The organism is Exiguobacterium sp. Leaf187, from assembly GCF_001423925.1.
In the GTDB taxonomy this organism is placed as follows: Bacteria; Bacillota; Bacilli; order Exiguobacteriales; family Exiguobacteriaceae; genus Exiguobacterium_A; species Exiguobacterium_A indicum.
Genome location: NZ_LMPR01000009.1, coordinates 1,543,496 through 1,567,086, shown reverse-complemented (window position 1 = coordinate 1,567,086; position 23,591 = coordinate 1,543,496). Strand labels below are relative to the sequence as shown.

At 48.0% G+C, this 23,591-nt stretch carries 25 protein-coding genes and 1 other annotated feature; of the genes, 19 read left to right on the top strand and 6 right to left on the bottom strand.

The genetic code is table 11. From position 1 onward, the window contains the following. Positions 1-43: 43 nt before the first annotated feature. From ASF99_RS12360 to ASF99_RS12310, 11 genes are all read left to right on the top strand, one after another. Entirely contained in the window at positions 44-1,255 is a 1,212-nt protein-coding gene (locus ASF99_RS12360) for a helicase-related protein (RefSeq protein ID WP_162236810.1), read from the top strand. Positions 1,256-1,368: 113 nt separating this feature from the next. Next, a complete protein-coding gene (locus ASF99_RS12355; RefSeq protein ID WP_235515939.1) occupies positions 1,369-1,890 on the top strand; it encodes a ComF family protein in 522 nt (173 codons plus the stop codon). An 81-nt stretch (positions 1,891-1,971) separates the two neighbouring features. Further along, the gene (locus ASF99_RS12350; protein ID WP_083639939.1) at positions 1,972-2,313 is read left to right on the top strand and encodes a hypothetical protein; all 342 of its coding nucleotides are present in this window, start codon (positions 1,972-1,974) and stop codon (positions 2,311-2,313) included. A 36-nt stretch (positions 2,314-2,349) separates the two neighbouring features. After that, entirely contained in the window at positions 2,350-2,598 is a 249-nt protein-coding gene (gene flgM, locus ASF99_RS12345; protein ID WP_023469293.1) for a flagellar biosynthesis anti-sigma factor FlgM, read from the top strand. 121 nt (positions 2,599-2,719) lie between these two features. Next, a complete protein-coding gene (locus ASF99_RS12340; protein WP_055969024.1) occupies positions 2,720-3,127 on the top strand; it encodes a flagellar protein FlgN in 408 nt (135 codons plus the stop codon). 12 nt (positions 3,128-3,139) lie between these two features. Continuing rightward, positions 3,140-4,693 (top strand): flagellar hook-associated protein FlgK, encoded by a 1,554-nt coding sequence (gene flgK, locus ASF99_RS12335; protein ID WP_055969021.1) that lies wholly within the window; start codon positions 3,140-3,142, stop codon positions 4,691-4,693. Between the two features lie 18 nt (positions 4,694-4,711). Beyond that, the gene (gene flgL, locus ASF99_RS12330; RefSeq protein ID WP_035396201.1) at positions 4,712-5,689 is read left to right on the top strand and encodes a flagellar hook-associated protein FlgL; all 978 of its coding nucleotides are present in this window, start codon (positions 4,712-4,714) and stop codon (positions 5,687-5,689) included. Positions 5,690-5,702: 13 nt separating this feature from the next. Beyond that, complete coding sequence (locus ASF99_RS12325; protein WP_023469289.1) at positions 5,703-6,281, top strand: DUF6470 family protein; 579 nt, start codon at positions 5,703-5,705, stop codon at positions 6,279-6,281. A gap of 4 nt (positions 6,282-6,285) precedes the next feature. Further along, positions 6,286-6,726 carry a flagellar assembly protein FliW gene (gene fliW / locus ASF99_RS12320; protein ID WP_041255192.1) on the top strand — a complete coding sequence of 147 codons (441 nt, stop codon included), beginning with the start codon at positions 6,286-6,288 and terminating at the stop codon, positions 6,724-6,726. Then, positions 6,726-6,950: a carbon storage regulator CsrA gene (gene csrA, locus ASF99_RS12315; protein ID WP_023469287.1), complete on the top strand. Its 225-nt coding sequence runs from the start codon at positions 6,726-6,728 to the stop codon at positions 6,948-6,950. The genes fliW and csrA overlap by 1 nt, the downstream gene beginning before the upstream one ends. A gap of 196 nt (positions 6,951-7,146) precedes the next feature. Continuing rightward, positions 7,147-7,971 (top strand): squalene/phytoene synthase family protein, encoded by an 825-nt coding sequence (locus ASF99_RS12310; RefSeq protein ID WP_023469286.1) that lies wholly within the window; start codon positions 7,147-7,149, stop codon positions 7,969-7,971. 57 nt (positions 7,972-8,028) lie between these two features. On the opposite strand, the gene ASF99_RS17285 is transcribed toward ASF99_RS12310, so the two are convergent. The 5 genes from ASF99_RS17285 to ASF99_RS12290 form a co-directional block, all read right to left on the bottom strand. Then, complete coding sequence (locus ASF99_RS17285) at positions 8,029-8,196, bottom strand: hypothetical protein (protein ID WP_156357207.1); 168 nt, start codon at positions 8,194-8,196, stop codon at positions 8,029-8,031. A gap of 15 nt (positions 8,197-8,211) precedes the next feature. Then, complete coding sequence (locus ASF99_RS12305; RefSeq protein WP_023469284.1) at positions 8,212-9,108, bottom strand: alpha/beta hydrolase; 897 nt, start codon at positions 9,106-9,108, stop codon at positions 8,212-8,214. A 23-nt stretch (positions 9,109-9,131) separates the two neighbouring features. Further along, on the bottom strand, positions 9,132-10,013 hold the full coding sequence (locus ASF99_RS12300; RefSeq protein WP_055969019.1) for a YitT family protein: 882 nt from the start codon (positions 10,011-10,013) through the stop codon (positions 9,132-9,134). Positions 10,014-10,099: 86 nt separating this feature from the next. Next, a complete protein-coding gene (locus ASF99_RS12295) occupies positions 10,100-12,922 on the bottom strand; it encodes a sensor domain-containing protein (RefSeq protein WP_055969016.1) in 2,823 nt (940 codons plus the stop codon). A gap of 199 nt (positions 12,923-13,121) precedes the next feature. Beyond that, positions 13,122-14,273, bottom strand: coding sequence for a hypothetical protein (locus ASF99_RS12290; RefSeq protein WP_055969012.1), 1,152 nt, complete (start codon positions 14,271-14,273; stop codon positions 13,122-13,124). A 130-nt stretch (positions 14,274-14,403) separates the two neighbouring features. Between ASF99_RS12290 and ASF99_RS12285 the strand changes: the two genes are divergently transcribed. Together ASF99_RS12285 and ASF99_RS12280 are read left to right on the top strand one after the other, a co-directional pair. Beyond that, on the top strand, positions 14,404-15,060 hold the full coding sequence (locus tag ASF99_RS12285; RefSeq protein WP_055969009.1) for a response regulator transcription factor: 657 nt from the start codon (positions 14,404-14,406) through the stop codon (positions 15,058-15,060). After that, positions 15,057-16,322, top strand: coding sequence for a HAMP domain-containing sensor histidine kinase (locus ASF99_RS12280; RefSeq protein ID WP_055969005.1), 1,266 nt, complete (start codon positions 15,057-15,059; stop codon positions 16,320-16,322). Before ASF99_RS12285 ends, ASF99_RS12280 begins: the two co-directional genes overlap by 4 nt. Positions 16,323-16,401: 79 nt before the next feature. Here ASF99_RS12280 and ASF99_RS12275 read toward each other — a convergent pair whose 3' ends face one another. Continuing rightward, positions 16,402-16,905, bottom strand: coding sequence for a hypothetical protein (locus ASF99_RS12275; protein WP_055969002.1), 504 nt, complete (start codon positions 16,903-16,905; stop codon positions 16,402-16,404). A 136-nt stretch (positions 16,906-17,041) separates the two neighbouring features. On the opposite strand from ASF99_RS12275, the gene ASF99_RS12270 reads away from it, so the two are divergent. The 6 genes from ASF99_RS12270 (at position 17,042) to ASF99_RS12245 (ending at position 23,487) form a co-directional block, all read left to right on the top strand. Then, entirely contained in the window at positions 17,042-17,524 is a 483-nt protein-coding gene (locus ASF99_RS12270; RefSeq protein ID WP_055968999.1) for a hypothetical protein, read from the top strand. A gap of 63 nt (positions 17,525-17,587) precedes the next feature. After that, on the top strand, positions 17,588-18,418 hold the full coding sequence (locus ASF99_RS12265) for a GNAT family N-acetyltransferase (protein ID WP_055968996.1): 831 nt from the start codon (positions 17,588-17,590) through the stop codon (positions 18,416-18,418). Positions 18,419-18,705: 287 nt separating this feature from the next. Beyond that, complete coding sequence (locus ASF99_RS12260) at positions 18,706-19,098, top strand: hypothetical protein (protein ID WP_055968994.1); 393 nt, start codon at positions 18,706-18,708, stop codon at positions 19,096-19,098. Positions 19,099-19,160: 62 nt separating this feature from the next. Further along, positions 19,161-19,398, top strand: a binding site (T-box leader). Between the two features lie 98 nt (positions 19,399-19,496). Then, entirely contained in the window at positions 19,497-21,005 is a 1,509-nt protein-coding gene (locus tag ASF99_RS12255; protein ID WP_055968992.1) for a peptide ABC transporter substrate-binding protein, read from the top strand. A gap of 164 nt (positions 21,006-21,169) precedes the next feature. Then, a complete protein-coding gene (locus tag ASF99_RS12250) occupies positions 21,170-22,453 on the top strand; it encodes a methyl-accepting chemotaxis protein (protein WP_055968989.1) in 1,284 nt (427 codons plus the stop codon). Positions 22,454-22,668: 215 nt separating this feature from the next. Further along, positions 22,669-23,487 carry a flagellin N-terminal helical domain-containing protein gene (locus ASF99_RS12245; protein ID WP_055968986.1) on the top strand — a complete coding sequence of 273 codons (819 nt, stop codon included), beginning with the start codon at positions 22,669-22,671 and terminating at the stop codon, positions 23,485-23,487. Positions 23,488-23,591 lie beyond the last annotated feature (104 nt).

The window sequence follows — 23,591 nt, the reverse complement described above, 5'->3', positions numbered from 1 at the left end:
GTCCGTCAAGATGAAGCAAATGGGAAACGAAGGAAGTGAAGCAATGGATATACGCGGGAGATGGATTTCAGCAAAACAGATGGAAACCCGATTGTCGACGCATCAACTCATTCCAGCCGTGACGTTTACGTGTCAGCGGTGTGGAGCCTTTCCGGTCAAAGGCCCTTGCACGTGCGGAAAACGTTGCTATTATTGTCGACGATGCATTGCTTATGGGAAGTTGCGCACATGTGATCAGCTCATTACGGATACCCGTCCGCTCGATCCGGTACATCCAGCACAGCATCAACCGATTCGTTTGACACCTGCTCAAACGACTGTCGCGCGGACAATTGAACAGACGATTCTCCGTGGTGGAAGGTTGCTAGTTCACGCGGTTTGTGGAGCAGGGAAGACACCGATGTTCTTCCCCGGTATCGAAAGAGCATTGGCGAACGGAAAGCGTGTTCTTGTGACGGCGCCACGTGCGGATGTCGTCCGTGAATTGACGCATCATATCAAACAGGCATTTCCGACTGCTCACGTCGTATCTTTATATGGTGGATCAGCGGATCGTCTTCTCTTAGGTGAAATCACGGTCAGCACGACACATCAACTGATTCATTACCGGTCTTGTTTTGATGTCGTCTTATTAGATGAAGTCGATGCCTTTCCGTTTCATATGAACTGGACGCTACATCGATACGTCAAACGGGCGATGACGCAAAAAGCAGCGTTGATTTTATTAAGTGCGACGCCATCGATGTGGCATCGTCGCTATCCGACAGTACGATTAATGCGGCGTTATCATGGACATCCTTTACCGGTTCCCCGATTGAAGTCACCGTTTACGATGCAGTCGATCGTTGAGTGGTTGCATCAGTATGAACAGCAACCGCGTCTCGTGTTCGTCCCCCGAATCGCAGCGCTCGAAGCATGGCAAACACGATTGAAAGAAGTCGGTATTGATGTGACGACCGTCCACGCGGAAGATCCGGACCGCATTGAGAAAATCCAAGCATTTCGTACGACGAACGGTATTTTGCTCACGACGACGATTTTAGAGCGTGGCGTGACGATTTCTAACGTACAAGTGGCCGTCCTGGATGCTGATCAAGGGTTTAGTACGAAAGCCTTGATTCAAATCAGTGGTCGTGTCGGACGAGATGCGGCTTACCCGGACGGGGATATTTCATTTTTCGCCAATGATCGGTCGGATGCCCTATTTTATGCCATCCATCAGATTCAAAAAGCGAATCGATGGACGACTTCATGAAGTGTTTATGCTGTCAGCATGACTTTATACCTAACTGGGAACTGAGTAATATGTGGACTAGCCAAAACATTTGTAATCCCTGTAAAATGAAATTTGTAAAAAGTGGTGGATGTGTGGACTGTGGCAAACCAGGTATCGATCTCTGTCAGGACTGTCGACGATGGCAAAATCTCGGTTTACCACTTCATACCCGTACGATGTATCTTTACAATGAGGAAGCGAAGGCATTCATGCATCGTTATAAATTTTTAGGAGATACTGTCCTAATTCGGATGTTTACTGATGAGTTGAAGAAGGTAAAAATGAGAAGAGGATGGATCGTTCCGATTCCGCTTAGCCGTGACCGCTTGTCTGAGCGAAAATTCAATCAAGCAGAAGAAATCGCTAGACGAATGAATGGGAAGGTCACCTTAGCATTAAAGCGCGACGAAGGGACACCACAGAGTAGGAAATCAAGAGAAGAACGTCTTAAACGATCGAATCCATTTCATGTCACGAAAGAAGTTGCAGGGAAAAATATCTTGCTGGTCGACGATGTCTACACAACAGGAATAACACTCCGGCAAGCGATGGTGCGTCTCAAGGAAGCGGGCGCAAGTGAAATTTCTGCAGTAACTTTATTTCGGAGTATTTAATATTTCGTCATTCCTGCCGATACTCTGAATGAGGTGAAGGAAATGGATGTAGTAAACTGCAAATCTTGTGGGAAAATTTTCATGAAACAATCTTCTGATCTTTGTCCGACGTGTATGCGTCAAGATCATCTGAATTTCGAAAAGGTACGCGAATTCTTGCGAGAGCGGCGGAAAGTCCGAACTTCACCGAATGATGTCGAGATACAAACAGGAGTCAAACGCGAGACCGTCTTTCGTTATATCAAGGAAGGGCGCTTGTTGATTTCTGAGATTTCTCAAATGGAAATCACGTGTGAGAGTTGCGGAAAACCCTCTCATGAAGGGACGATTTGTGCTGACTGTCGTGAAAAATTGCGACGTGACCTCGCCCAAGCGATGCAAGATTCTGTGGACCCTTCGAAACCGAGAACGTATCGAACTTAAATCAAGAATCTCGTAATCTAGAAAGCAGGTGTTCACATGCGAATTGATTCGACTAAATGGGTGAACATGCCCAAGACGTATGAAAGAAATCAACCCGTAGAAGGAACCGAAACAAAACGAATGAATCGAACAGACGAAGTGACGATTTCAAAAGAAGCACGCGTGCGCTTCGAAGGAACGACTTCATCGCGGGCAGATAAAATTGCCTCCCTTAAACAAGCCATTCAGGATGGAACCTATAAACCGGATGCGAATAAAATCGCGGAACGTTTCTTGAACTTGTAATAAGGTGAATGAAACTGACATTAGAAGCGACTCGGGGCACGGATGCGCGGGTCGCTTTTTATATGAAACGATAGCAAGGTAGTAAAGTAGTCGGACTCATGATAAAAGGAGCAAACACGATATGGAAATCATCCGACAGTTGACGGAGGCGCATGAAGCGTTACTAGCGCTCGCACTCTCGAAAAAAGAGGCATTGATTCAAAACGACATGAGTCGCCTTTCGAAAATCGTCAAGGAAGAACCCGTTTTGCTAAAACGCATCGCGACATTAGAGCAAGAACGCATCGAATACATGGGAACCGTGACGATGACGGAGTGGATCGCGTCACACCCTGAAGATGTCGAAACGCTTCGTGCTCTCTTAGCGACGATGGGGCAACTGCGAAAAGCGAATGCGCTGAACGCAGAGTTATTGGAACAATCGTTACATTACATCGAATGGCATTTGCAATTGCTCGTACCGGAAGCGGATGACTTTACATATGGTCAATCGACGTTTGACCGGACACACTTCAATCGAAATGCATAAGGAGGAAGTCGAATGGGTTCAACATTCATGGGGCTTGAAACGGGACGTCGTGCGCTGACGACGAGTCAATGGGCGTTACAAGCGACAGGAAATAACGTATCAAATGCCGGAACAGCAGGATTTTCAAGACAGCGTCTCGTCCAAGCGACAACGGAACAACTTTCGGTCTCCCTAGGCGGCGGAAAAAACGTTCAATTCGGAACCGGTGTCCGTGGAGAACTCGTCGAGCGATTACGTGACGTAATGGTCGATAAACAATATCGCGATGAATCGACGAAGTATGCGTACTATTCAACGAAAGCAGCAGCATTCGGGCGAATGGAAGATATCATCAACGAACCGTCTGAAACGGGGCTCGCGAAAACACTCGATAGTTTTTGGGCATCGTTACAAGGATTGTCAAAGAACCCGCAAGACTCGGGAGCGCGAAGCGTCGTTCGGCAGCAAGCGGATACCGTGTCAAAGACATTCAACTACTTAGCGACTTCTTTGACGAAGGTACAAGGGGACTTAAAGAATGAACTAGACGTCTCGACGAAAAAAGTAAATGATCTCCTTCAGAAAATCTATAACGTCAATACACAAATTCACGAAATTGAACCGATTGGCGTCTTGCCAAACGACTTATACGATGAACGTGATCGTTACTTCGATGAATTATCGACATATGTAGATTTCGAAAAGGAATCAATCGATGCATCGGACATCATCTCAGGCAACATGGGGAATGCGGCGAAGATTGCGGAAGGTCGTGTAAACGTCAAGCTGATCATGCCTGGCGGGGTCACCTCTGAGGTCGTCAATATGAAGACGGATACAAAAGCACGTTCGATCGAATTCACGACGGATCCTACGACAAAAGCAATCACTGGATACAACACTACAACAGGACCAGTTTTATTCACAGCATCAAATAGCTTTTCAAACGGTAAACTTTGGGCTTTATTACAAATGCACGGTTACCAAAGAGATGGTGAAACGACACTGACAGGTGAATATCCTAAGATGCTCGATAATCTAGATAAGATGGCTGCTGCTTTTGCGAAGGAATTTAATGATGCTCATTCAAAAAACTTCATTAAATCCAAGGATGCTTCTGGAACTGTCAGCAATACGTATGGGACAAATGAATTTTTTGTTGCTTCAGATGGTGGAACGGTCAAGGCCGGAACGATTTCAGTCGGAGATACGATTTGGAAAGACCTTTCGAACATTATGAGTTCACGAGACGGAAATATCGGGGATGGTTCTGGGGCATTGATCTTAGCCAACATCAAAACAACATCATTGAGTGATTTAAGTGCTCCGATCGGTTCGTTCTATCAATCGATCATCGGTGACATGGGGGTAGCGACAAGCCAAACGATTGACCTAGGAAAAAATGCTAGTGTTTTGATGGAGAATGCCGATCAACGCCGAATGTCAGTCTCAGCAGTCTCACTCGACGAAGAGATGACGATGATGATTCAGTACCAGCATGCATATAACGCAGCGGCGCGAAACATCACGACGGTCGATGAAATGCTCGATAAAATCATTAACGGTATGGGATTAGTCGGTCGCTGATAAGGAAGGAATGAGGACATGCGGGTCACACAAACGATGCTGACGAAGACGAATATTGGTCATTTATCTTCGAGTTACCAAAAACTAAGTACGTTACAAGAACAACTAATTAGCGGTAAAAAAATTCAAAAGCCGTCTCAAGATCCAGTCGTTGCAATGCAGGGGATCCGGTACCGGACAGAAGTCCGGGAAGTCGATCAGTTCAAGAAAAATGTCGATGAAGCGACAGGCTGGATGGACCTAACCGATTCTGCTTTAGATGAAGTGACGTCTGCCATGCGCCGGATCAACGAATTGACGACACAAGCAGCAAACGATACGTATGATGGCACACAGCGGAAAGCCATCCAAAGCGAAGTTGGACAGTTGATTGAACACATCGGGACACTGGCGAATACGAAATATAACGAGAAGCAAATCTTTAACGGTACACAAACGGATCAACCGTTCATCAATATGGAAGAACTGAAAGCATTTTTAAAAGACACTGTAAATACCGCAGACGTTGATAAGATTTTTACAGAAACCCTCGGAACAAGTGACGGAAAGATCGAGTATGAAGTGTCTTCAGGAATCAAGGTACAAGTCAACGTCACACCTACAGATGGTGGTGACGGTGGTGTGTTTGGAAAAGATACGTTCACGACGCTAAAGAAGTTATTTAATGCACTCGGTGGTACAAAAGCAGATGGAAGTCCTGGCAGTAGCACGAATAACGGAACTGAATTATCCGGCATGTTGAAAGACTTAACAGCGATGTTGAACAAAACGGTCGAAGTACGTTCGGATTTAGGGGCACGCGTGAATCGACTAGAACTAAATGCGTCGCGCTTAGAAGATCAAGAAATCATCGCAAAAACGGTCATGTCTGATAACGAAGACATCGAAACCGAACAGGTCATTATGGAACTGAAGTCACATGAAACGTTGCACCGTGCTGCACTCAGTGCCGGAGCACGCATCATCCAACCATCGTTACTTGATTTTCTTCGATAAGGAGTGAACCGGGATGAATCTTCCTCACTTAGAGATGCGACAGACCTCTGCTAAAATCGGTATGCAGACGACACCACTTGAGATGCGGCAAACGCAACGTCCGGCTGATCTTTCGATTGAACAACCGCAAGGGGAGCTAACGATTGAAACTGTAGCGGCTCGTCTCGAAATCGATTCGTCGCAAGCTTGGATCGAGATGGGACGAATCCCAGCATTCGAATCCGTCAGACGGTATGCGGATCTTGGTCAACAAATGGTACGTGAAGGAACGGGACGCGTCGCGAGTGAAGGAGATCAATTGATGCGGATCGAGCAAAAAGGCGAGGTCATCGCGCGGATTGCGAAGATGAACGATACGCCTCCAGCAGAAGTGACGACGATGGGCTTCATTCCTCGGAGTTTGGACCGGGTTAAAATTAATTTCACACCGGCTGAAGTGAATGTTCGTTACACTGCTCGTAAGCCGGTCATCGATGTCACGACGCATCGTCCGGAACTAGAGGTCACAGAAGGGAAAACAGACATTTTCCTTCGGGAACGAAATCAGCTAGATATGTGGCCAGTGGGCGGCATATACGACGAGAAAGGATAATATTATGCAAATCGAAACAGATTTTTTTGGGGTGATTACGATCGAGCCAAGTGAGATCATTACCTTCGCTTCTGAATTACCGGGGTTTCCGGATGCCAAACAATTCGTCTTGTTGCCGTTCGGAGAAGGCGTACCGTTTTGGTCCTTCCAATCCATTGATCAGCCGGAATGCGCATTCATCGTCACGAATCCGTTTTGGATCGATCCGGACTATGTCTTTGAGTTAACGGATTCTGCAAAAGAACAGTTGAGTATCGAAGAAACAGCGCAAGTCGCTGTATACACGACGGTGACGTTACGTGAGCCTTTCCAGGAATCGACGACAAATTTACGTGCACCATTCGTTATGGAAACGAAACAGCGGCTCGCGAAACAAATCATCTTAGAAGATACATATCCGAATCGTCAAAAGATTGGAAGTCTGACAGAAGTAGGTGGACGCTGATGCTCGTATTAAAACGAAAGAACGGCGAAGCGATTCAAATCGGAGATGATATCGAACTGACGATTCTTGCAATTGAAGGAGATCAAGTTAAGCTCGGAATCCGTGCTCCGCGACAAGTCGACATCCATCGGAAGGAAGTCTATTTAGCCATCCAAGAAGAGAATACGGAAGCATCACGGAGTACAGGGTTGATCGGACAACTCTTGAAACAACAAGAAAAGTAAGGTCAAGTGAATGCCAGTGTATCCTCTCGTGATTCAGGCATTCTCTGGAAAAAAGAATACAAATCGACTCCCTGCACGTATCATACGAGTGCAGGGAGTCTTTCTTATCATGAAATAAATGCTCAAACGCGTTGAATCGTGTATAGTAAATGGAGAAGAAAAGAAACCTTTTGAATCAAAGAGGGAGTTGTCAGGAATGAATGAGACGAAGCAGCTGAAAAAAGACGCGAACCGTGTACTAAAAGCGACGAGTCGCACCTTCTATATCCCGATTAGTCGACTATCGCAAGACTTACAGGAAGCGGTCGGTGCTGCTTATCTATGCATGCGTGCCATCGATGAGATCGAAGACCATGAAGAACTAGCGACGGACATCAAGACGACGTTACTACGTGAGACGGCATTGATGATGCGTGGCACGTTCTCCGCTACGGCCTATCTCGAGTTGATCGCGCCTTACACGGCGCATCTGCCGGAAGTGACACTCCGTCTACCGGAGTGGATCGCCTATTGTCCGGCCGCAATTCGTCCGAAGGTCCTCGATTCGACGGCGGAGATGGCAGAAGGAATGGCGGTCTGGGCAGAGCGCGACTGGACAGTCAAAACAGAAGCGGATCTCGATGAGTACACGTATTATGTCGCTGGACTTGTCGGTGTGATGCTGTCAGACATTTGGTACTGGAAAGCAGGCATTGTCACGGATAAGCAACAAGCGATTGGATTTGGTCGTGGTTTACAAGCCGTCAACATTCTGCGTAACCAACAGGAGGATGCGGAGCGTGGTGTCGGTTACTTCCCACCTGGTTGGACGACGGATACGATGTTTGCTTATGCGCGTGAGAATCTTGCAGAAGCCGACGCCTACCTTGCGTCCATTCCGAAGGAGACGACGATTTATGAATTCTGTCACATTCCACTTGCACTCGCGCATGGAACGCTGGATGCCCTTGCAAGAGGGAAGGAGAAACTCAGTCGTCCGGAAGTCTTGAAGATCGTCGGAGCTGCTGTACTAAAACGATAAGCACAAACGAACAAGCCGCCCGTTTCCATAGAGGAAGCGGGCGGCTGTTTTTGTCTGTCATCGTAAGATATACATCGTCAATCCAATGAGTGCGGAACCGATCCAAATGAGAAGAACCGCTCGTCCGTAAGGGAACCGATACCCGGCGCGACGCGAAACGAGTAAACCGATCCCCATGACCGTCAGTGCGATGAAAAACGTCAAGAACACGGAGAGTTGCTGCATTCCGATTTCCTCCTATCAGTGCAAGTCAGCTAAATACGCGAGCACCTTCTCTTCATAAGCTTTTCGGTCGTGGGCATACGACTGGACATGACCGCCGTTCTCTGTCACATAAAGTTCCGATCGTGGCGCTGCCTTTTGAATCTTCATACTTTCCGTCACTGGAATCGCATCGTCATCTTTCCCGTGGATCAACAGGATCGGGTAATCAATCCGCCGGACGGATTCAACCGGTTTGACGCGTTCGGGATTGAGTCCTGTCAACGGAGGTGTGATTTCTAGAATGATCGGTGTAAACGGAAAATTCGGTAGCCCGCTCCAAACCGGAAGATTCGTGGCGAGATAGTTTTCTAAATCACTGAATGGACTATCGGCGATGACGCCGACGACATCGGCATTCGGAGCGGTGACGAGCGAAGTCGCCGCACCCATCGAGATACCATAGAGCACGACCGGCTTCGCCGAACGTGACTTCGCGTACCGCACAGCCGTCAACAAGTCGTCTTGCTCCTTGGCTCCGACGGTGACGCGTTTGCCGTCTGATTCACCGGAACCTCGGAAATCAAACGTCAACACATTGTAGCCGGCATCATGAAATTTCTTAAAGAGCGGTAGAACCGGAACATCTTCTTGCTCCCGGTTCTTCCCGTATCCATGCGCAAAGACGATTGTTAACTTTGCATCCTCACTCGGCATCCACCAGCCGGATAAGCGGGTCCGATCTTTATAGGACCGGAATGTCACGTCCTCATAGTCCAGATTTTCTGCCTTCTTCGGATTTGTCGTCAATGCCTCGCGCTCCGGTTGTGTCAAGGATGAGCCGACGTAACCGGAAATACCGACGATGATGACGACGACTAAGGTGACGATGATGATGATGGTAGCGATGATTTTTTTACGATGTTTTTTCCACACCCGCGTTCCTTCCTTTCGTTCGGTTAATGGATATCTTTTTTCTTGAAGCGACCGCCATGGACATCATGGATGTTGCCGATCGCAATAAAGGCTTGTTCATCAAAGTCACGAACGATGTCCTTCAACTTTGATTCTTCCAAGCGACTGATGACACAAAAAATCACTTTTTTCCCATCACCCGTAAAGGCACCTTCTCCATTTAAGTATGTCATGCTTCGTCCGAGACGATCCATGATCGCAAGACCAATCTCTTCATAGTTCTCGGAAATGATCCAGACGCTTTTCGATTGATCGAGTCCATCGATGACGACGTCGATCGTCTTGAAAGCGACGAAATATGTAATCAAGGAATACATCGCCCGGTCCCATCCAAAGACAAAACCAGCGGCTCCTAAAATGAAGACGTTGAAGAACATGACGATCTCTCCGACTGAAAACGGTGTCGATCGGCTAAACGAGACAGCAAGAATCTCCGTTCCATCGAGTGATCCACTCGAACGGATGACGATGCCAACACCGATTCCGAGAATCAATCCACCAAAGACGGTCGCGAGTAAGTCGACGCTTGTCAACGGACCGATGTGTTCGAGGAGTTTAGTTGCGATCGCCATGATGAAGATCGCGTATAACGTCGATAGGGCGAACGTCTTCCCGATTTGTTTGTAGCCGAAGAAGATAAACGGGATATTCAGGAAGAATAACCAAAAGGCGAGGGTCGTGTCCGTGACTTTCGAGCCGATAATCGAAATTCCGACGATTCCGCCATCGATGATGTTATTCGGAACTAAGAATCCTTTCAGACCGATTGCAAAGATGATGGCACCAATCGTTAGCATGAGGAGACGTCGAAAGAGTTGACCTTTCGTCGAACGACGATGATGTTTCATCGGTAGTGGGGACTGCATGTCATTCCTCCCATCTAGAGTAAATTACTTTAAGATTACTATAACAAAAAAGCACGAAGACGTCTGTGAACGTCTTCGTGAGTGAGTCAAGGGGTGTAACGTAACGATTGGAAGAAGCGCATGATCTGTTCGGCTTCCGTTTCGTTCGTATATTCCCCCATATATTGTCCGTCTTGCTGACCGATGATCGTGACAGTACAGGTGACGAGTTGCAACCCTTCGTTTAATCGAATCTCACATGTTGCGGCATGTGAAGGAAGGGGCGTCTCAGTCGAGAAATACAAGACCTTCGTACTCGTCTGGTGTGCCTGTAAGTCAGAAAAAGCGAGCGTGAAGGACTCCATATGATGTGTCAGCATCCGAATCTTTCCGGGAACGGAAAACCGTGGAACTGTATCACTTGATAGAGCACAAGCCTCGATCGGATAGAGGATTTCGCGGATTAAAAAGCCTTCCATTACATCACTCGGAACAGGTCGACTGAAGAGATATCCTTGGATGCGTGGACATTCGAGCATCCGAAACGTATCGAGCTGCTGAATCGTCTCGATGCCCTCTGCTACGACATATAGGTTAAATTCGTTCGCCATGTACAAGATACTTTTGACAATCGCTTGCGCTTTCGCATCATCGTAAATGTGCGTCGCGAACTGACGATCGATTTTGATGACGTCGATCGGATAACGTTGCAAATAGACCATCGAAGAGTAACCTTTACCGAAATCATCTAAGGCGATCCGGACACCCAGGGCACTGACCGATTCAAGTGTCCGACTCGTCATCGGATCATCCATGATGAGGGCCGCTTCTGTGATCTCAAGTTCAAGCAGGGTCGGATCGAGCGCATATCGTGTTAAGGTCTGTTCGATTTGATGCTCGAATCCTGGAATCAACAGCCGCTTTGGTGAGACATTGATCGAGATCGGGACGAGAGAGGCACCGGTCTTGGACCACTCGTTCATCTGCCGGCAGGCTGCTTCGAGGACCCAGTCCCCGATGTCGATATGCAGCGCACTTTCTTCTGAGAGCGGAATGAAGTCGTTCGGCGGGATTCGTCCCCATTCTGGATGTTGCCAGCGGATCAAGGCTTCCATTCCGACGATCTTCCCCGTCCAGCTATCGACCTTTGGTTGGTACTCGAGGAACAACTGATCACGTTCAATGGCATAATGCAAGTCTTGCTCCAAACGATAGCGCCGGTAATAGTCAATATCGAGATTCGAAGCATAATGATGAAACGCACTGTGATCGTCGCGTCGTGAGCGGCGGAGTGCTGTGTAAGAATGCTTTAATAACTCAACGGCGTCCGTGCTGTCTTGAGGATAGCGACTGATGCCGATCGAAACCCGGGCGAACAAAGCGTAGGGTTCAATTGAAATCGGGTGTGTCGAGATCGCAAGTAGTCTTTCCGCACACGGCGTGACATCTTGTTCATAGTCGGTCGAGACGAGCAGTGCATATTCATCCCCACCGAGGTGACCAAGAAAGACCTCGTCCGGTTTGACATCGTTTAAGCGGGCAGCTGTCGCTTGGAGCCACTGATCGCCGGAACCGTGACCGAACGCGTTATTGATCTCCGTAATACGGTTGAAAGAAACCGAGAGAACGAAAAAAGGAACAGTGCGTGCTTGCCACGATTCAATCGTCTCAATCAGTGCTTGGCGATTCGGAAGACCGGTCACGACGTCCCGGAGAGCGAGTTGCCGTAACTGTTCTTCGTACGCTTTTTGTAACGTGATATCATGCAAGATGCTGTTGGAATACGCAATCGATCCGTCAGAGTGAAAGATCGGAATTTGTTGATCCTCGACCCATTTGATCCGCCCATCGGGAAAACGGAGGCGATACTGAAGTGTTCCGGCATGTCCTTGTAACAAGCGTTGCATGAACTTTCGCATCGCATCGTGATCTCGAGGATCGATTCGCGACAATAACCACGTATCATTTAAAATCAAATTTTTTGGTAACTCCTCGTAGATGTGCAAAAAACCTTGCGAATGAAATAAAATCCGTCCGGTCGTCAAATCAATTTGTGAGATCGCCGCGTTCACAGCCTCATAAATGTCACGGGCTTGTGCGCGTTCCATCTTCAATTGTTGACGGGCCGCATCGATTTCCGATAAGTCATACAAGACGATTGAAGCCTGATGCGCATGCCCTGCGCGACGTACTGCCTTCAAGCGCAACAATTGATACGAACCGTCTGACGTCAACAAGGACAGCTCTTGTTCGAACTGATCCTGCTTTCCTGCTGCCATGCGCTCGATTTCAAAGCGGAGCGGGTCAAAATCCCAAGGATGAATCCGTTCGAGTAACCGTTGTTGCTCAATTGATGACTGATCCTCCCTTAAACCGAGAAACTTCAGGAGCGAAGGCGAAGGCTCGATTTGATGCGACCGCAAGTCATAATAGAATAAGACTAACTCAGGCACCTGCTTGGTCAGCTCCAGTTGGGAGCGAATTTCCGAGACGTCTTCTTCGAGTTGTTTTTCGCGTGTCACATCACGCGCGACTCCATAGACACCGATGACATGTCCTTCCTGTTCAATCGGCATATTCGTGATCTTTAAGGTGACGAGATGTTGGTCTGCGTGCAATCCTCTTGCTGTATAATGAACCGTTTCCCCTTGTAACGCACGCTGGAAAAATTGCGAGACCGCCTCCATTTGATCCGGAGGATTAAACACGGAAAAGTGCTCGTATAAGGTATGTTCCGAGTATCCTAGGATTTCTGGAAGATGTTCATTGAAATAGATAATCGTACCAGCAGCATCAAAGACAAAAATCGCATCGGTTTGATGATGGAAAAAGGCTTCTGATTGTTCAAGACGAGATACTTCAAGCCCGCCGATATGAATCGGTGCCGTATCCGATCGTCGGATTGTTTTCATGGCCTCAAAAAACGCCATCTCTTCACCTCCATACGTAGTAACGCTTCAGTCTTACTATCGGATGAAGGGGAGAATCGTTGCAATGATTCCTTAAACAATAGACTATTATTTCAAAAAAACGAATGGAAAGTTAGAAAACGATGCAATTTTATTTCAAAATTAAGAGGTCAAGTACGACAAAAAACGAAGCTCAACGGTATGAGCTTCGTTTTATATGTTAAATCGCTAAATCGATCGAAGTGTCACTGGCGTTCGGATCCGCATCTGCTCCTTGATCCGGTGCGCCTGGCATGTCACCATCCGGACCATGTCCGTGTCCTGGACCATGACCATCGCGTGCTGGACCTTTTTTGAGGTCAGCGTAGCTTGAGACATCATCTGCGCGGGACTGGATGTGTTCCTTGATCTGTTTCGCTTGTTTTTCTGTCAGCTTGCCATCTTTGACTTGTTGATCAATCGCAGCAGTTTGTGCTGCCAGGACGGCTTTCTCGAAATCGGCGTAAGCAATCTTGTTTGCTTCCGCGAATTCAGGTAAGGGTTGATTCGCTTCCTTGAACTTCGCTTCATCGAGTCCAAGTGCTTTTAGAATCGCTGACGTCGAGTCGCCGAAGACACCACCTGGTCCATGGTCACCACGCTTGCCGTGTTCGCCGCGCTCCGGAAGATCGTCGTAGCTCTTCGCGTCCTTATATTCCTCAGTCAGACGAGACTTGATTTCCGTTGCTTGTTTTTTTGTCATCTTTCCGTCTTTGACGAGTTGATTGAGTTCGCTCGTTTGCGCTGCAAGCAATGCTTTTTTATAGTCGGCGAACTTGATCGACTGTGCCTTCGCATAAGCAGCAAGCGATTGATTCGCTGCGTCGAACTTCGACTGGCTCAGTCCAAGTGCTTTCAGGACGTCAGCGATCAATGATTCATTGAAGAAACCTGGTCCACCGTGGCGACCCATCGGCATTTTGTCTTTGAGTTCAGCGTAGCTCTTGACGCCGCTGAACCGTTCCGTTTGGCGCTTCAACATGTCGTCTGCTTGCGTTTGCGTTAAGTCGCCTGATTTAACGAGACTTGCGAGCTGCTCCTTCGCTGCTGCGAGTTCTGCCTTCTTGTAATCAGCGAACGAGATCCCTTTTGCTTTTGCGAGATCAGCGATTGATTGCCCTTTCTCCCGGGCAGCATCTGCCTCAGCTTGTGTCAGGTTCAATTTTTTCAAGAGTAACGTCATGTCATGCTTTTTCATACCTTCGAAGTGGTGCCCGTGTTTCGCTTGTTTTGTTGTGCTCGAGTCGTCGTTCGTCGCAGCATATGCTGACGCGCCTCCGACTGTTAATGCGCTAATTGTCAATGCAGTGATCCATTGTTTTTTGAATGTCATGGGATGATCACTCCTTTCACCTTTTATGGTAGAGGGTCACGAAAGAGAAGTTGTGAGGAAGTTGCAAAGAAACTGCGAAGAAAGGCAAATGAAGGCAAAAAGGCGCTACACTAAGGGTGGAGGGATGATGATGAACGTACTATTGATTGAAGATGAACAAAAATTAGCACAGGTGACGGCCCGTTTCCTGCGTCACCATGCATATGAGGTAACGATTGCCGGTTCGTTAGCAGAGGCGAAGCAGTGCCTGACGAGAGCGTTTGATGCTGTCTTAATCGACGTCCGCTTACCGGACGGTGACGGTTGGTCACTCGTACCAGGCATCAAATCACAAGTTCAGCCGCCGGTCGTCTTTATGATGACATCGCGTGGAGAGGCAGATGATCGCGTCTTTGGACTCGAACTCGGTGCCGATGATTATCTCGTCAAACCAGTCGTCCTGAAGGAGTTGACGATCCGGCTCGAACGGGCATTAAAAGTCCGTCCGGTCGCTCGTCATGCGTTCGGTGACTTGACGATCGATGAGAAGGGACGCCAAGTCAAAACAGGGGAGCGGGCGGTCAGTCTCACGAAGATGGAGTTCGAACTGTTGCTCTATTTCATTGAACACCTCGGTGAGGCACTGAGTCGGGATCAGATTCTTGATGATGTCTGGGGCTATGCATTCGGTGGCGATACCCGAACCGTCGATACACACGTCAAACAATTACGGGATAAGTTGCCTATCATTAAACAACAATTGAAGACGGTGCACCGGGTCGGCTATCGATTGGAGGCGATTGAATGAAACGACGTCCTTTGATGCGTAAGTTTTTATACGCTGTCGTGGGTCCGCTGCTCGTGATGGGGATCCTCAGTTTCGTCTTGACGGCGTTCCTCGTCAATCGGTTCGCAGAAGGTGAACGGTACGATCAACTCGCCCGGGAAGCGAACATCATTAAACAAGCGCTTGAAGCCGACACGCCGATACCGCGTGATATTCAAGGGTTTTTGACGACCGACGGGTTGACGCAACGGATTGGGGCGCGCGGACCGGCGGGGCGGTTGCCACTTCTTGATAATCTCAAGAAGGAAGATGTCATTGAAGTGCAAAATGAACGGTTGCTGACGTATCAGTTGACGGTTGACGGAACGCGCATCACGACGGTCCGACAAGCACCACTTGCGAGTAGTGCGCTGAGTGGTGTATATCTCGCGATTGGACTCGCGTTACTCGTGACGTTGCTGCTCGCATCACTGCTTGCTTACTACATGGGACGGCACCTGACGCGACCGATCGTGACGCTTCGGTCTGTTGCTCAAAAGATTGGTGCCGGCGAGACAGACGTCGTCTTGCCAGCGCGACCGAAGGATGAAGTCGGAGAGTTGATTGACGCGGTCGACGAGATGCAGACACAACTGAAACAAAAGGATCATCTACAGAAGACGTTCATTGCTGGCATCACCCATGACTTGCGGACGCCGCTCGCGATCATTCGAAACGAGACCGAGGCACTCGCGGCAGGTGTCATTCCCGTTGCTGAATTGCCCGACGTGACGACGAGCATCATCGAGGAGACGGATCGACTCGGTCATCTGATTGATGAGACGTTGCTTTACTCGAAGCTTGCTGGTGGACGGATGCCGCTTGAAAAGACGGATGTGGCACTCGATGAACTGGTGCTTGCGACAGTCGAACGCCTGCGTGGAACGTTCACGCAGGCAGGACTGACGCTGGCGACGGATCTTAAGTCAACGAGGCAGTCCCTTGATCCACGCATGTTTGAACGCGTCTTGATGAACTTTCTGATGAACGCCCATTTTGCTTCACCCGTCGGCGGGACGGTTACCGTTCGCTTAACGCATGACGAATTGACGGTCGAGGACGAAGGAGCGGGAGTCCGAGAAGAAGACCGGGCGACGATTTGGGACGTCTACGTCAAACAAGAAGGCAGTGCCGGTCATGGACTTGGTCTTGCGATCAGTCGGATGATCCTTGATAGTCATCAATTTGATTATGGTGTTCGAGATCGAAGCGGTGGGGGAGCGGTGTTCTACGTTCGGTTTTGATTGGACCAATTCGTTACACAAAAAGAGAGGTCAGTTCTCGGAAAGCTTTCCGGAACTGACCTCTCTTGAATTTCAACGATTATTCGCCTTCGTTCGCATGAACGAGACTCGGTTTAACGAGAGTATAGAACTCATCGCTCATCCCGACACGACTGCCCATCTGGCAAGCGAGTTCGAGTGTTTCTTTATAGAAGTTAGCGACGAGATCGTGGTTCTTGATGTGCTCGTCTTGCATCGCCTTTTTAACCCCAAGGACGACTTTATCGATTTGCTCATCGGCATCATTACGGACCGGTACGACGTTTTCCGGAAGACTGACTTCCTTATCGTGTCCGTTGAAGCGGAACGAGGCACCGAATCCGAGGTGCTCGAGGAAGAAGTGCGGTAACAGTTTACTCGCGAAGAACTGATGCCATTCCGTCTCTTTCATCGCTTCCATGTCACGCTTGAAAGACGTCGTTGCGAGTGCATAACGATCGTGTGTATCCTTCATGAACTTCTCGAGGATCGGAACCTGCATTGCAAACGCATTCTTGAGCAAGTTATCGAGCTGTTCTTGCGTTAATTGTTCTTGTTCAGTCATCGCTTTAACCCCATTTCGTTTCGTTATCCCTATCGTAAGAAATTTAGACAATTCCGTCAAATCTTTTTCGAGAATAGAGTTTACCTATTTCACAAAAGGGAATCCATTACTACCAATCATTTTAGGGGGAGTCAGCATGAAACGAATCGCAATGACAGGAGTATTACTCGGAGCATGTCTGACTCCGGTGACGGGATTTGCCGCAAGTAACGTGACGTATAGCAAAGGAGTCGTCGAAAACAAGACATTCGGCTATACAGTCAAGACGACAGATGTTTTGAAAAAGGCGATCCAACAAGATAAAGTTGAGTTCGTCAAGAACAAGACAGTCAAGTCGAAATACGGTGTCATCACGCGGAGCGGCACGTTCGCGTTGTACTATAAAGTTAAAGGAGCGAACCAACTGCTCGTCAACTTGAACTATGAGCCGAAGAAGCTCTCGAAAAAACAGTTCGACCGTGAAATCGGATATGGTACATATCTCGGGACGAAAGGGAGTAAAACGTACTACTACGTCTTACCGACGGAAGCCGTCAAAGGCGCTGTCGGCAAGAAAGCGATCGAGAACTTGATCGTCAAGGACGTCCCGCAGATGATGAAGACATTTAAACTGCAATGAGCACTAGCTTTTGCTAGTGCTTCTTTTGTTCGTTCGGTATAGTTGAAAATGAGGTGAATGAATATGGAATGGAACGTCACAGACGTCAAACAAACAACAGATGTATTACAACTCGAAAAATGTGTCAACGATCACGATGGCATTGAATTAAAAGTCGCAGCCGATTGGGTTGGCGAGAACGACTTCGCAATTTATGACGGTGAGCAACTCGTCGGGTACTTACAAGCATTCGCGTACTTACCGACGGAATGGGAACTAAACGTCTTCGTTGATCCGGATTACCGGAAACAAGGAATCTTCACGGCACTCGTTGAAGCGGCACGGGCGCGCGCAACGGAAGCAGGCGTCGAAGCATTCACGTTCGTCATTGACGATGCAAGTAGCTCAGGTCAAGCCGTCCTTGAAGGATTAGGTGCCGAGTACCGGATGACCGAGTACAATATGATTTTGAAGAAGGCGCAGTTGTTCTTAAAAGCCGATCCGGATTTCGAATTACGCGAAGCGACAGCGGGCGATCGTCCGTTCATCGTCGAGACGCTTGGTAAATCGTTCGGGAACACGGATGAAGAAGCAGAGTCGATCTATCAAGCAATCGAATCTGATGACCGCATCACGTTCATCGGTGTCGCAAGCGGCAAACCGGTCGGCGTCATCCGTGCCTACCTTGCTTCCGATACGCAAGCGAGCATCCATGCGTTCGCGGTTCGTCCAGAAGCGCAAGGTAATGGTTATGGTAAAAAGATGCTGAAGCTGATGGTTCAAGCGTTGTTCCGAACAGGTCGGACACAACTCGAACTCGATGTCGAAACGGATAATGATCGTGCGCTCGATCTTTACAAAGAAGCAGGGTTCGTCGTCCATCGTGGGTATCAGTTCCATGTGTTGGCGGTCTAAAATCATGAGCGATTGACGGATATTCCAGTGCATGCTGGATACTCAAGTTGCTCCACTCCTACAGGAAAAAGCGAAGTTGCGCTGTTAGAGACAAACAAGACCCGGCTCTTCGCTTGAAGCGAAAGAGTCGCGGCTTGTGTTTCGCCTGAGGAAAGGGAGCAAAACTTGAGTACATTCGTCGATTGCTTTTTTTATGGTTATTATTACAGAAACTAAACAAAAACGTTGGAACCTTTTCTTTAATCCGTCGTATACTAGACATATGGAAAAAAAGAGGAGGCGACGTCATGGAGAGTCGACAGGATTCATTGCGGACGTTGAAGTGGGTATCAGGTGGAATGGAGGCGGTGCTCGGGATTCCGCTCTTAGGTGGTTCAATCGTCATTTTCTCAGGTTATAATGCCCTGTGGTTGATGCTCGCGTTTCACATCGTCGTCGTCGTATTGACGGCACGTGCCGGGAATGTCTCAAAAGGGAACATCGTCGGGATCGTCGCATCAACGGTCGGGGTCATTCCGGTCGTCGGGATGTTCTTACACATAGCAGCAGCGATTACGATCTTACTTGACGCAGCACTCAGTAACCGAATCGTTACGCGAACACATGTCAAACACGTCGAACCGATTCGACCACGTCCGGTCCGTCGCGAGCAAGAAAAACAAGAAGACCATCCGTTCTGAGTTTTTTTCGTTGACAGCGAAAAACAAGCCGTGTAAAGTAAACAACAAGTTAAGCCATATCAATTACATCGACGACGCGGAGTAAGTATCTTCAACACTGCCGACCAAGCGAGTCAGGAATGGTGAGAGCCTGACACGGTAAGCTGAACGAGAATGGACCGCTGAGAGCCTGTTGAACCTTCGAGTAGACAGGACGGTTGCCCCCGTTACCGGGCTAGCTGGTTGTTGGACCAGCGACAAGTGGAGACGATTCTTCGTCTCAATCAGAGGTGGCACCGCGCGGATACAGGCGTCCTCTATGCATTAGCTGTTAGCTATGCGTAGAGGGCGCCTTTTGTTGTACGTCAAGGTATGCCGAATCATCCAACGCTCATCATATTTCTCAGGAGGCACGACACATGAAAAAGACATTGATCGCAGCGGCGAGTACGGCAGTCCTACTAGCAGGATGTGCAACGACAGAACCAGCAGAAGAGAAAAAAGCAGATAAGAAGGTCCTGCATACGATGGAGAGCTATGATCTTCTGTCGGTCGACCCGGCAGACGCTATCACGTCAAACATCTTCAACCAAATCTACGAAGGACTCTATCGCTTCGACGCGAACAACGAACTTGTTCCGGCGGCAGCGAAATCACATAGTATGTCTGAAGACGGAAAAGTCTATACGTTCAAGCTCGACCCGAATGCGAAATGGTCTGACGGAAAGCCTGTCACAGCAGAGAACTTCCGTTATGCGTTCGAGCGCGTCATCAAAACGAACTCACCGTTCGCTTACTTGCTCGAGCCAGTCGAAAAAACGACAGCGGTCGACGACGAGACACTTCGAATCGAACTGAAACGTCCGACACCATACTTCCTCAGCATGACGACGTTCGGTACCTATATGCCTGTACGAGAAGATATCGTCAAAGCAGAAGGCGAGCAGTTCGGGACGGATCCGAAAACGAACGTCTACAACGGACCGTTTACGTTCAAGAAGTATCAAGCGGAGCAAGGTTATACGCTCGCGAAAAACGCTGAGTACGCAGATCGGAAGAACGTCAAGATTGACGAAGTCGACGTTAAAATCATCAAGGATCCGATGCTTGCGATCAACTTGTTCGAGTCGGGAGAACTCGATGTCGCGCCACTCAACTCGGAGAACGTTGTGACGTACAAGGATCAAAAAGAGTACAACACGTTCAGCGATTCGCGGATGTTTTTCATCCGGATGAACGAAAAGACAGAAGCCTTGAAGGACAAGGAAACACGTCAAGCAATCGACGCGGCATATGATAAAAAAGCGTTGACAGAAACGTTGCTCGGAAACGGATCACTCCCTGCGGACTACATCGTACCACAAGAACTTGATCCGAAATACGATAGTACACGCCAAATCGAATCGTCGTACGATGCAGCAGCGGCAAACAAAGTGCTAGCGAAGCAAAATCTTGAATTGACGATGTTAATTGAAGACGACGACGTCTCGAAAAAAATCGGTGAGTACATCCAAGGGGCGTTGAAGAAACAAAACGTCGACGTTAAACTGTTGTCACTTCCGAAGAAAGAGCGTCTCGCCCGTGAGGGACGAGGGGACTACGATTTGTCACTCGCGAGCTGGGCACCGGACTATCAGGATGCGACGACATACCTGAATTTGTTCACAACCGGTAACCCGTTCAACATGATGGACTACTCGAACAAACAGTATGACCGTCTCTTGAAACAGGCTGAAAGTGAACTCGATCAAGACAAGCGTCTCGCGTTACTCAGTAAAGCGGAAAGCTTGTTACTCGACGATCAAGCAATCTCACCGGTCTACCAACGGAAGAATGCCTTCTTGCAAAACACGGAAGTGAAGAATCTCGCGCGTCATAATGTCGGAACGGATATTTCTTATAAATACGTCGAAATCAACCGTAACTGATACCCGTATCCTCTTTTCCTGATAACACAAGGGAAAGAGGATTTTTTGTATGGGAGAGATTTGGTAATTTTATTCTGAAATCAGGTCAATTTGCTAAAACCGCTTTCATTATCAACCGATAGAGAGAACGGTGAAAAGAAGAACCAAGAAGGGAAGTCGCAGTTATGAAAAGATTTCGAAGAAACTTGAAGTTACGATTGTTCTTTTGGGTATTGGTGATCTCAGCCATCACAAGTGGTATCTCAGCACAACTCGTCTTATATCTACACCGTGGGCTTGATGTCGCGGATACGAATGCGATCTGGATTGGGGCGGGTATCGGTCTTCTCCTCTCCTTGATCGGAACGACGTTGACACAACTCATTCTCCGTCAGCCAATCAAAGCGATTGAAAAGGCGACCGAGACAGCACGCGAAGTCGCAAACGGCAACTTCGACGTTGACTTTGAAGAAGCGAAACGTGGAGATGAAGTCGATCAGCTCATGCATGAGCTTGAAGTAATGGTCTTACATATCCGCAAACAAGCAACACAGATGGGGAGCTCAAGCGATAAACTGACGGCTTCAGCGCAAGAAATCGCAGCGGCTGTTCAAGAAGGTAACGCGTCTGGCGAAAGCATTCGTTCAGCGATGGCAGAACTATCCGCCAAAATGAACGAAAACGTCGATCAAGCTTACCTATCGATGGATGCACTCGGTGCGGTCAAGCGGACGATGGATGAAGTCGCAGCAGAAATGAACGAAGCGTTGAAATCAGCGACAGTCATGCAGACGGAAGCGCAGAACGGGAAAACCCTCGCGACGGATTCGGTCGAAGCGATGCATATGATTTCGAAGAAGATGGAGCAGTCAGCGACGCTCAACGGTCGATTGACGGATATGACAGGTGAAATCTCACGCATTACGGACGTCATCAGTGATATTTCTGCTCAGACGAACTTACTCAGCTTGAATGCTTCGATCGAAGCGGCTCGTGCGGGTGAAGCAGGTCGTGGTTTTGCTGTCGTTGCAGCAGAAGTGAAGAAGCTCGCAGAACAAACGGCAACATCAGCAAAAGAAATTACGGATTTGATTTCAGGCGTCAAACGTCTCGTCAATGATACAGCGAATGCGATGACGGATGTCCAAAATGAAGTCGCAACAGGTGTCGGGCTCGTCGAGCAGGCCGGTTCGTCATTCGAAGAGATCCATCACTCGACGGAGCATGTCTACTCACGCGTGAAATCGGTCGACCAACTCGTCGTCAAATCGGATCAAGAGATTGATCAAGTCGGTCTAACGACAGCGAATATCCTCGCGATGGTCGAGGAAGCATCAAAACACGCGGAGCAAGTCCTACAAGCGTCAAGCCATCAAGCAGCTTCGCTCGGTGAAGTCAACGGCGCGATGGAAGAACTAGTTGCGGTAGCGGAGCAATTACAGGAAGAAACAGGCGCGACGCGTCTTTGATTGATGAGAAATCGTGCATCCTAAAACAGGATGTACGATTTTTTTTGGATTTTTTTGAAAAAAGCATTAAACATTTCGGAGGGACGACGATATATAGGGTGGAAGCAGTCATCGACTAATTCTACCGTGTCGCCCTTGGGCCGGCCAGGGGGCACATCTCGGAGAAGACGGATCTTCAAAGAGACAAAAAACTTATCCTATGGAGGGAAATTACAATGATTATCAATCACAACCTTAATGCAATGAACGCACACCGTAACATGGGTGCTAACACAGTTAACTCTGGTAAATCAATGGAGAAACTTTCTTCTGGTCTCCGTATCAACCGTGCTGGAGATGATGCAGCAGGTCTTGCGATCTCTGAAAAAATGCGCGGTCAGATTCGTGGTTTGGATCAAGCTTCACGTAACGCACAAGATGGAATCTCACTCATTCAAACAGCTGAAGGCGCATTGAATGAAACACACTCGATCCTTCAACGGATGCGTGAACTTTCAGTTCAATCATCAAACGATACGAACACAAATGAAGACCGTGCTGAGCTTCAAAAAGAGGTAGCAGAACTCACAAGTGAAGTTTCACGGATTGCAAACAATACAGAGTTCAACACAAAAACATTGATGAGCGGCGGTTTCTCAGCAAACGGACTTAAATTCCACATTGGTGCTAATGCTACTCAAAATATCGAATTAAAAATTTCAAATATGACAGCGACTGGTTTAGGTGTACAAGGAGTTGATATTTCTACTCAAGCTGGTGCTGATGGCGCTATTACTACAGTCAACACTGCGATTGAAAAAGTATCTTCTGAGCGTTCAAAACTTGGGGCGACTCAAAACCGCCTTGAACACACAATTAACAACTTAAATGTTGGATCTGAAAATCTTCAAGCTGCTGAATCTCGTGTACGTGACGTAGACATGGCAAAAGAGATGATGAGTTTCACGAAAAACAACATTTTGAACCAAGCTGCTCAAGCTATGCTTGCTCAAGCGAACCAACAGCCACAAGCTGTACTTCAGTTGTTACGTTAATCATAACTTTGATCCGTTTAAAAAAGAGGGGGCAGACATTTCGTCTGTCTCTCTTTTTTTGTAAAATTGTTAGTTTATCGATATTCATACATTGAAAATGTATA

What these genes read in the sequence shown, in the direction of transcription:
- ASF99_RS12290 (WP_055969012.1), bottom strand. Translation starts at nt 14,273, where the DNA reads ATGACATTCAAAAAACAATGGATCACTGCATTGACAATTAGCGCATTA.
- ASF99_RS12325 (WP_023469289.1), top strand. Translation starts at nt 5,703, where the DNA reads ATGAATCTTCCTCACTTAGAGATGCGACAGACCTCTGCTAAAATCGGT.
- ASF99_RS12245 (WP_055968986.1), top strand. Translation starts at nt 22,669, where the DNA reads ATGATTATCAATCACAACCTTAATGCAATGAACGCACACCGTAACATG.
- ASF99_RS12255 (WP_055968992.1), top strand. Translation starts at nt 19,497, where the DNA reads ATGAAAAAGACATTGATCGCAGCGGCGAGTACGGCAGTCCTACTAGCA.
- ASF99_RS12280 (WP_055969005.1), top strand. Translation starts at nt 15,057, where the DNA reads ATGAAACGACGTCCTTTGATGCGTAAGTTTTTATACGCTGTCGTGGGT.
- ASF99_RS12350 (WP_083639939.1), top strand. Translation starts at nt 1,972, where the DNA reads ATGAAACAATCTTCTGATCTTTGTCCGACGTGTATGCGTCAAGATCAT.
- ASF99_RS12295 (WP_055969016.1), bottom strand. Translation starts at nt 12,922, where the DNA reads ATGGCGTTTTTTGAGGCCATGAAAACAATCCGACGATCGGATACGGCA.
- flgL (WP_035396201.1), top strand. Translation starts at nt 4,712, where the DNA reads ATGCGGGTCACACAAACGATGCTGACGAAGACGAATATTGGTCATTTA.
- ASF99_RS12285 (WP_055969009.1), top strand. Translation starts at nt 14,404, where the DNA reads ATGAACGTACTATTGATTGAAGATGAACAAAAATTAGCACAGGTGACG.
- ASF99_RS12260 (WP_055968994.1), top strand. Translation starts at nt 18,706, where the DNA reads ATGGAGAGTCGACAGGATTCATTGCGGACGTTGAAGTGGGTATCAGGT.
- ASF99_RS12275 (WP_055969002.1), bottom strand. Translation starts at nt 16,905, where the DNA reads ATGACTGAACAAGAACAATTAACGCAAGAACAGCTCGATAACTTGCTC.
- flgK (WP_055969021.1), top strand. Translation starts at nt 3,140, where the DNA reads ATGGGTTCAACATTCATGGGGCTTGAAACGGGACGTCGTGCGCTGACG.
- ASF99_RS12340 (WP_055969024.1), top strand. Translation starts at nt 2,720, where the DNA reads ATGGAAATCATCCGACAGTTGACGGAGGCGCATGAAGCGTTACTAGCG.
- ASF99_RS12270 (WP_055968999.1), top strand. Translation starts at nt 17,042, where the DNA reads ATGAAACGAATCGCAATGACAGGAGTATTACTCGGAGCATGTCTGACT.
- ASF99_RS12250 (WP_055968989.1), top strand. Translation starts at nt 21,170, where the DNA reads ATGAAAAGATTTCGAAGAAACTTGAAGTTACGATTGTTCTTTTGGGTA.
- ASF99_RS17285 (WP_156357207.1), bottom strand. Translation starts at nt 8,196, where the DNA reads ATGCAGCAACTCTCCGTGTTCTTGACGTTTTTCATCGCACTGACGGTC.
- flgM (WP_023469293.1), top strand. Translation starts at nt 2,350, where the DNA reads ATGCGAATTGATTCGACTAAATGGGTGAACATGCCCAAGACGTATGAA.
- ASF99_RS12310 (WP_023469286.1), top strand. Translation starts at nt 7,147, where the DNA reads ATGAATGAGACGAAGCAGCTGAAAAAAGACGCGAACCGTGTACTAAAA.
- ASF99_RS12360 (WP_162236810.1), top strand. Translation starts at nt 44, where the DNA reads ATGGATATACGCGGGAGATGGATTTCAGCAAAACAGATGGAAACCCGA.
- ASF99_RS12300 (WP_055969019.1), bottom strand. Translation starts at nt 10,013, where the DNA reads ATGCAGTCCCCACTACCGATGAAACATCATCGTCGTTCGACGAAAGGT.
- ASF99_RS12265 (WP_055968996.1), top strand. Translation starts at nt 17,588, where the DNA reads ATGGAATGGAACGTCACAGACGTCAAACAAACAACAGATGTATTACAA.
- csrA (WP_023469287.1), top strand. Translation starts at nt 6,726, where the DNA reads ATGCTCGTATTAAAACGAAAGAACGGCGAAGCGATTCAAATCGGAGAT.
- fliW (WP_041255192.1), top strand. Translation starts at nt 6,286, where the DNA reads ATGCAAATCGAAACAGATTTTTTTGGGGTGATTACGATCGAGCCAAGT.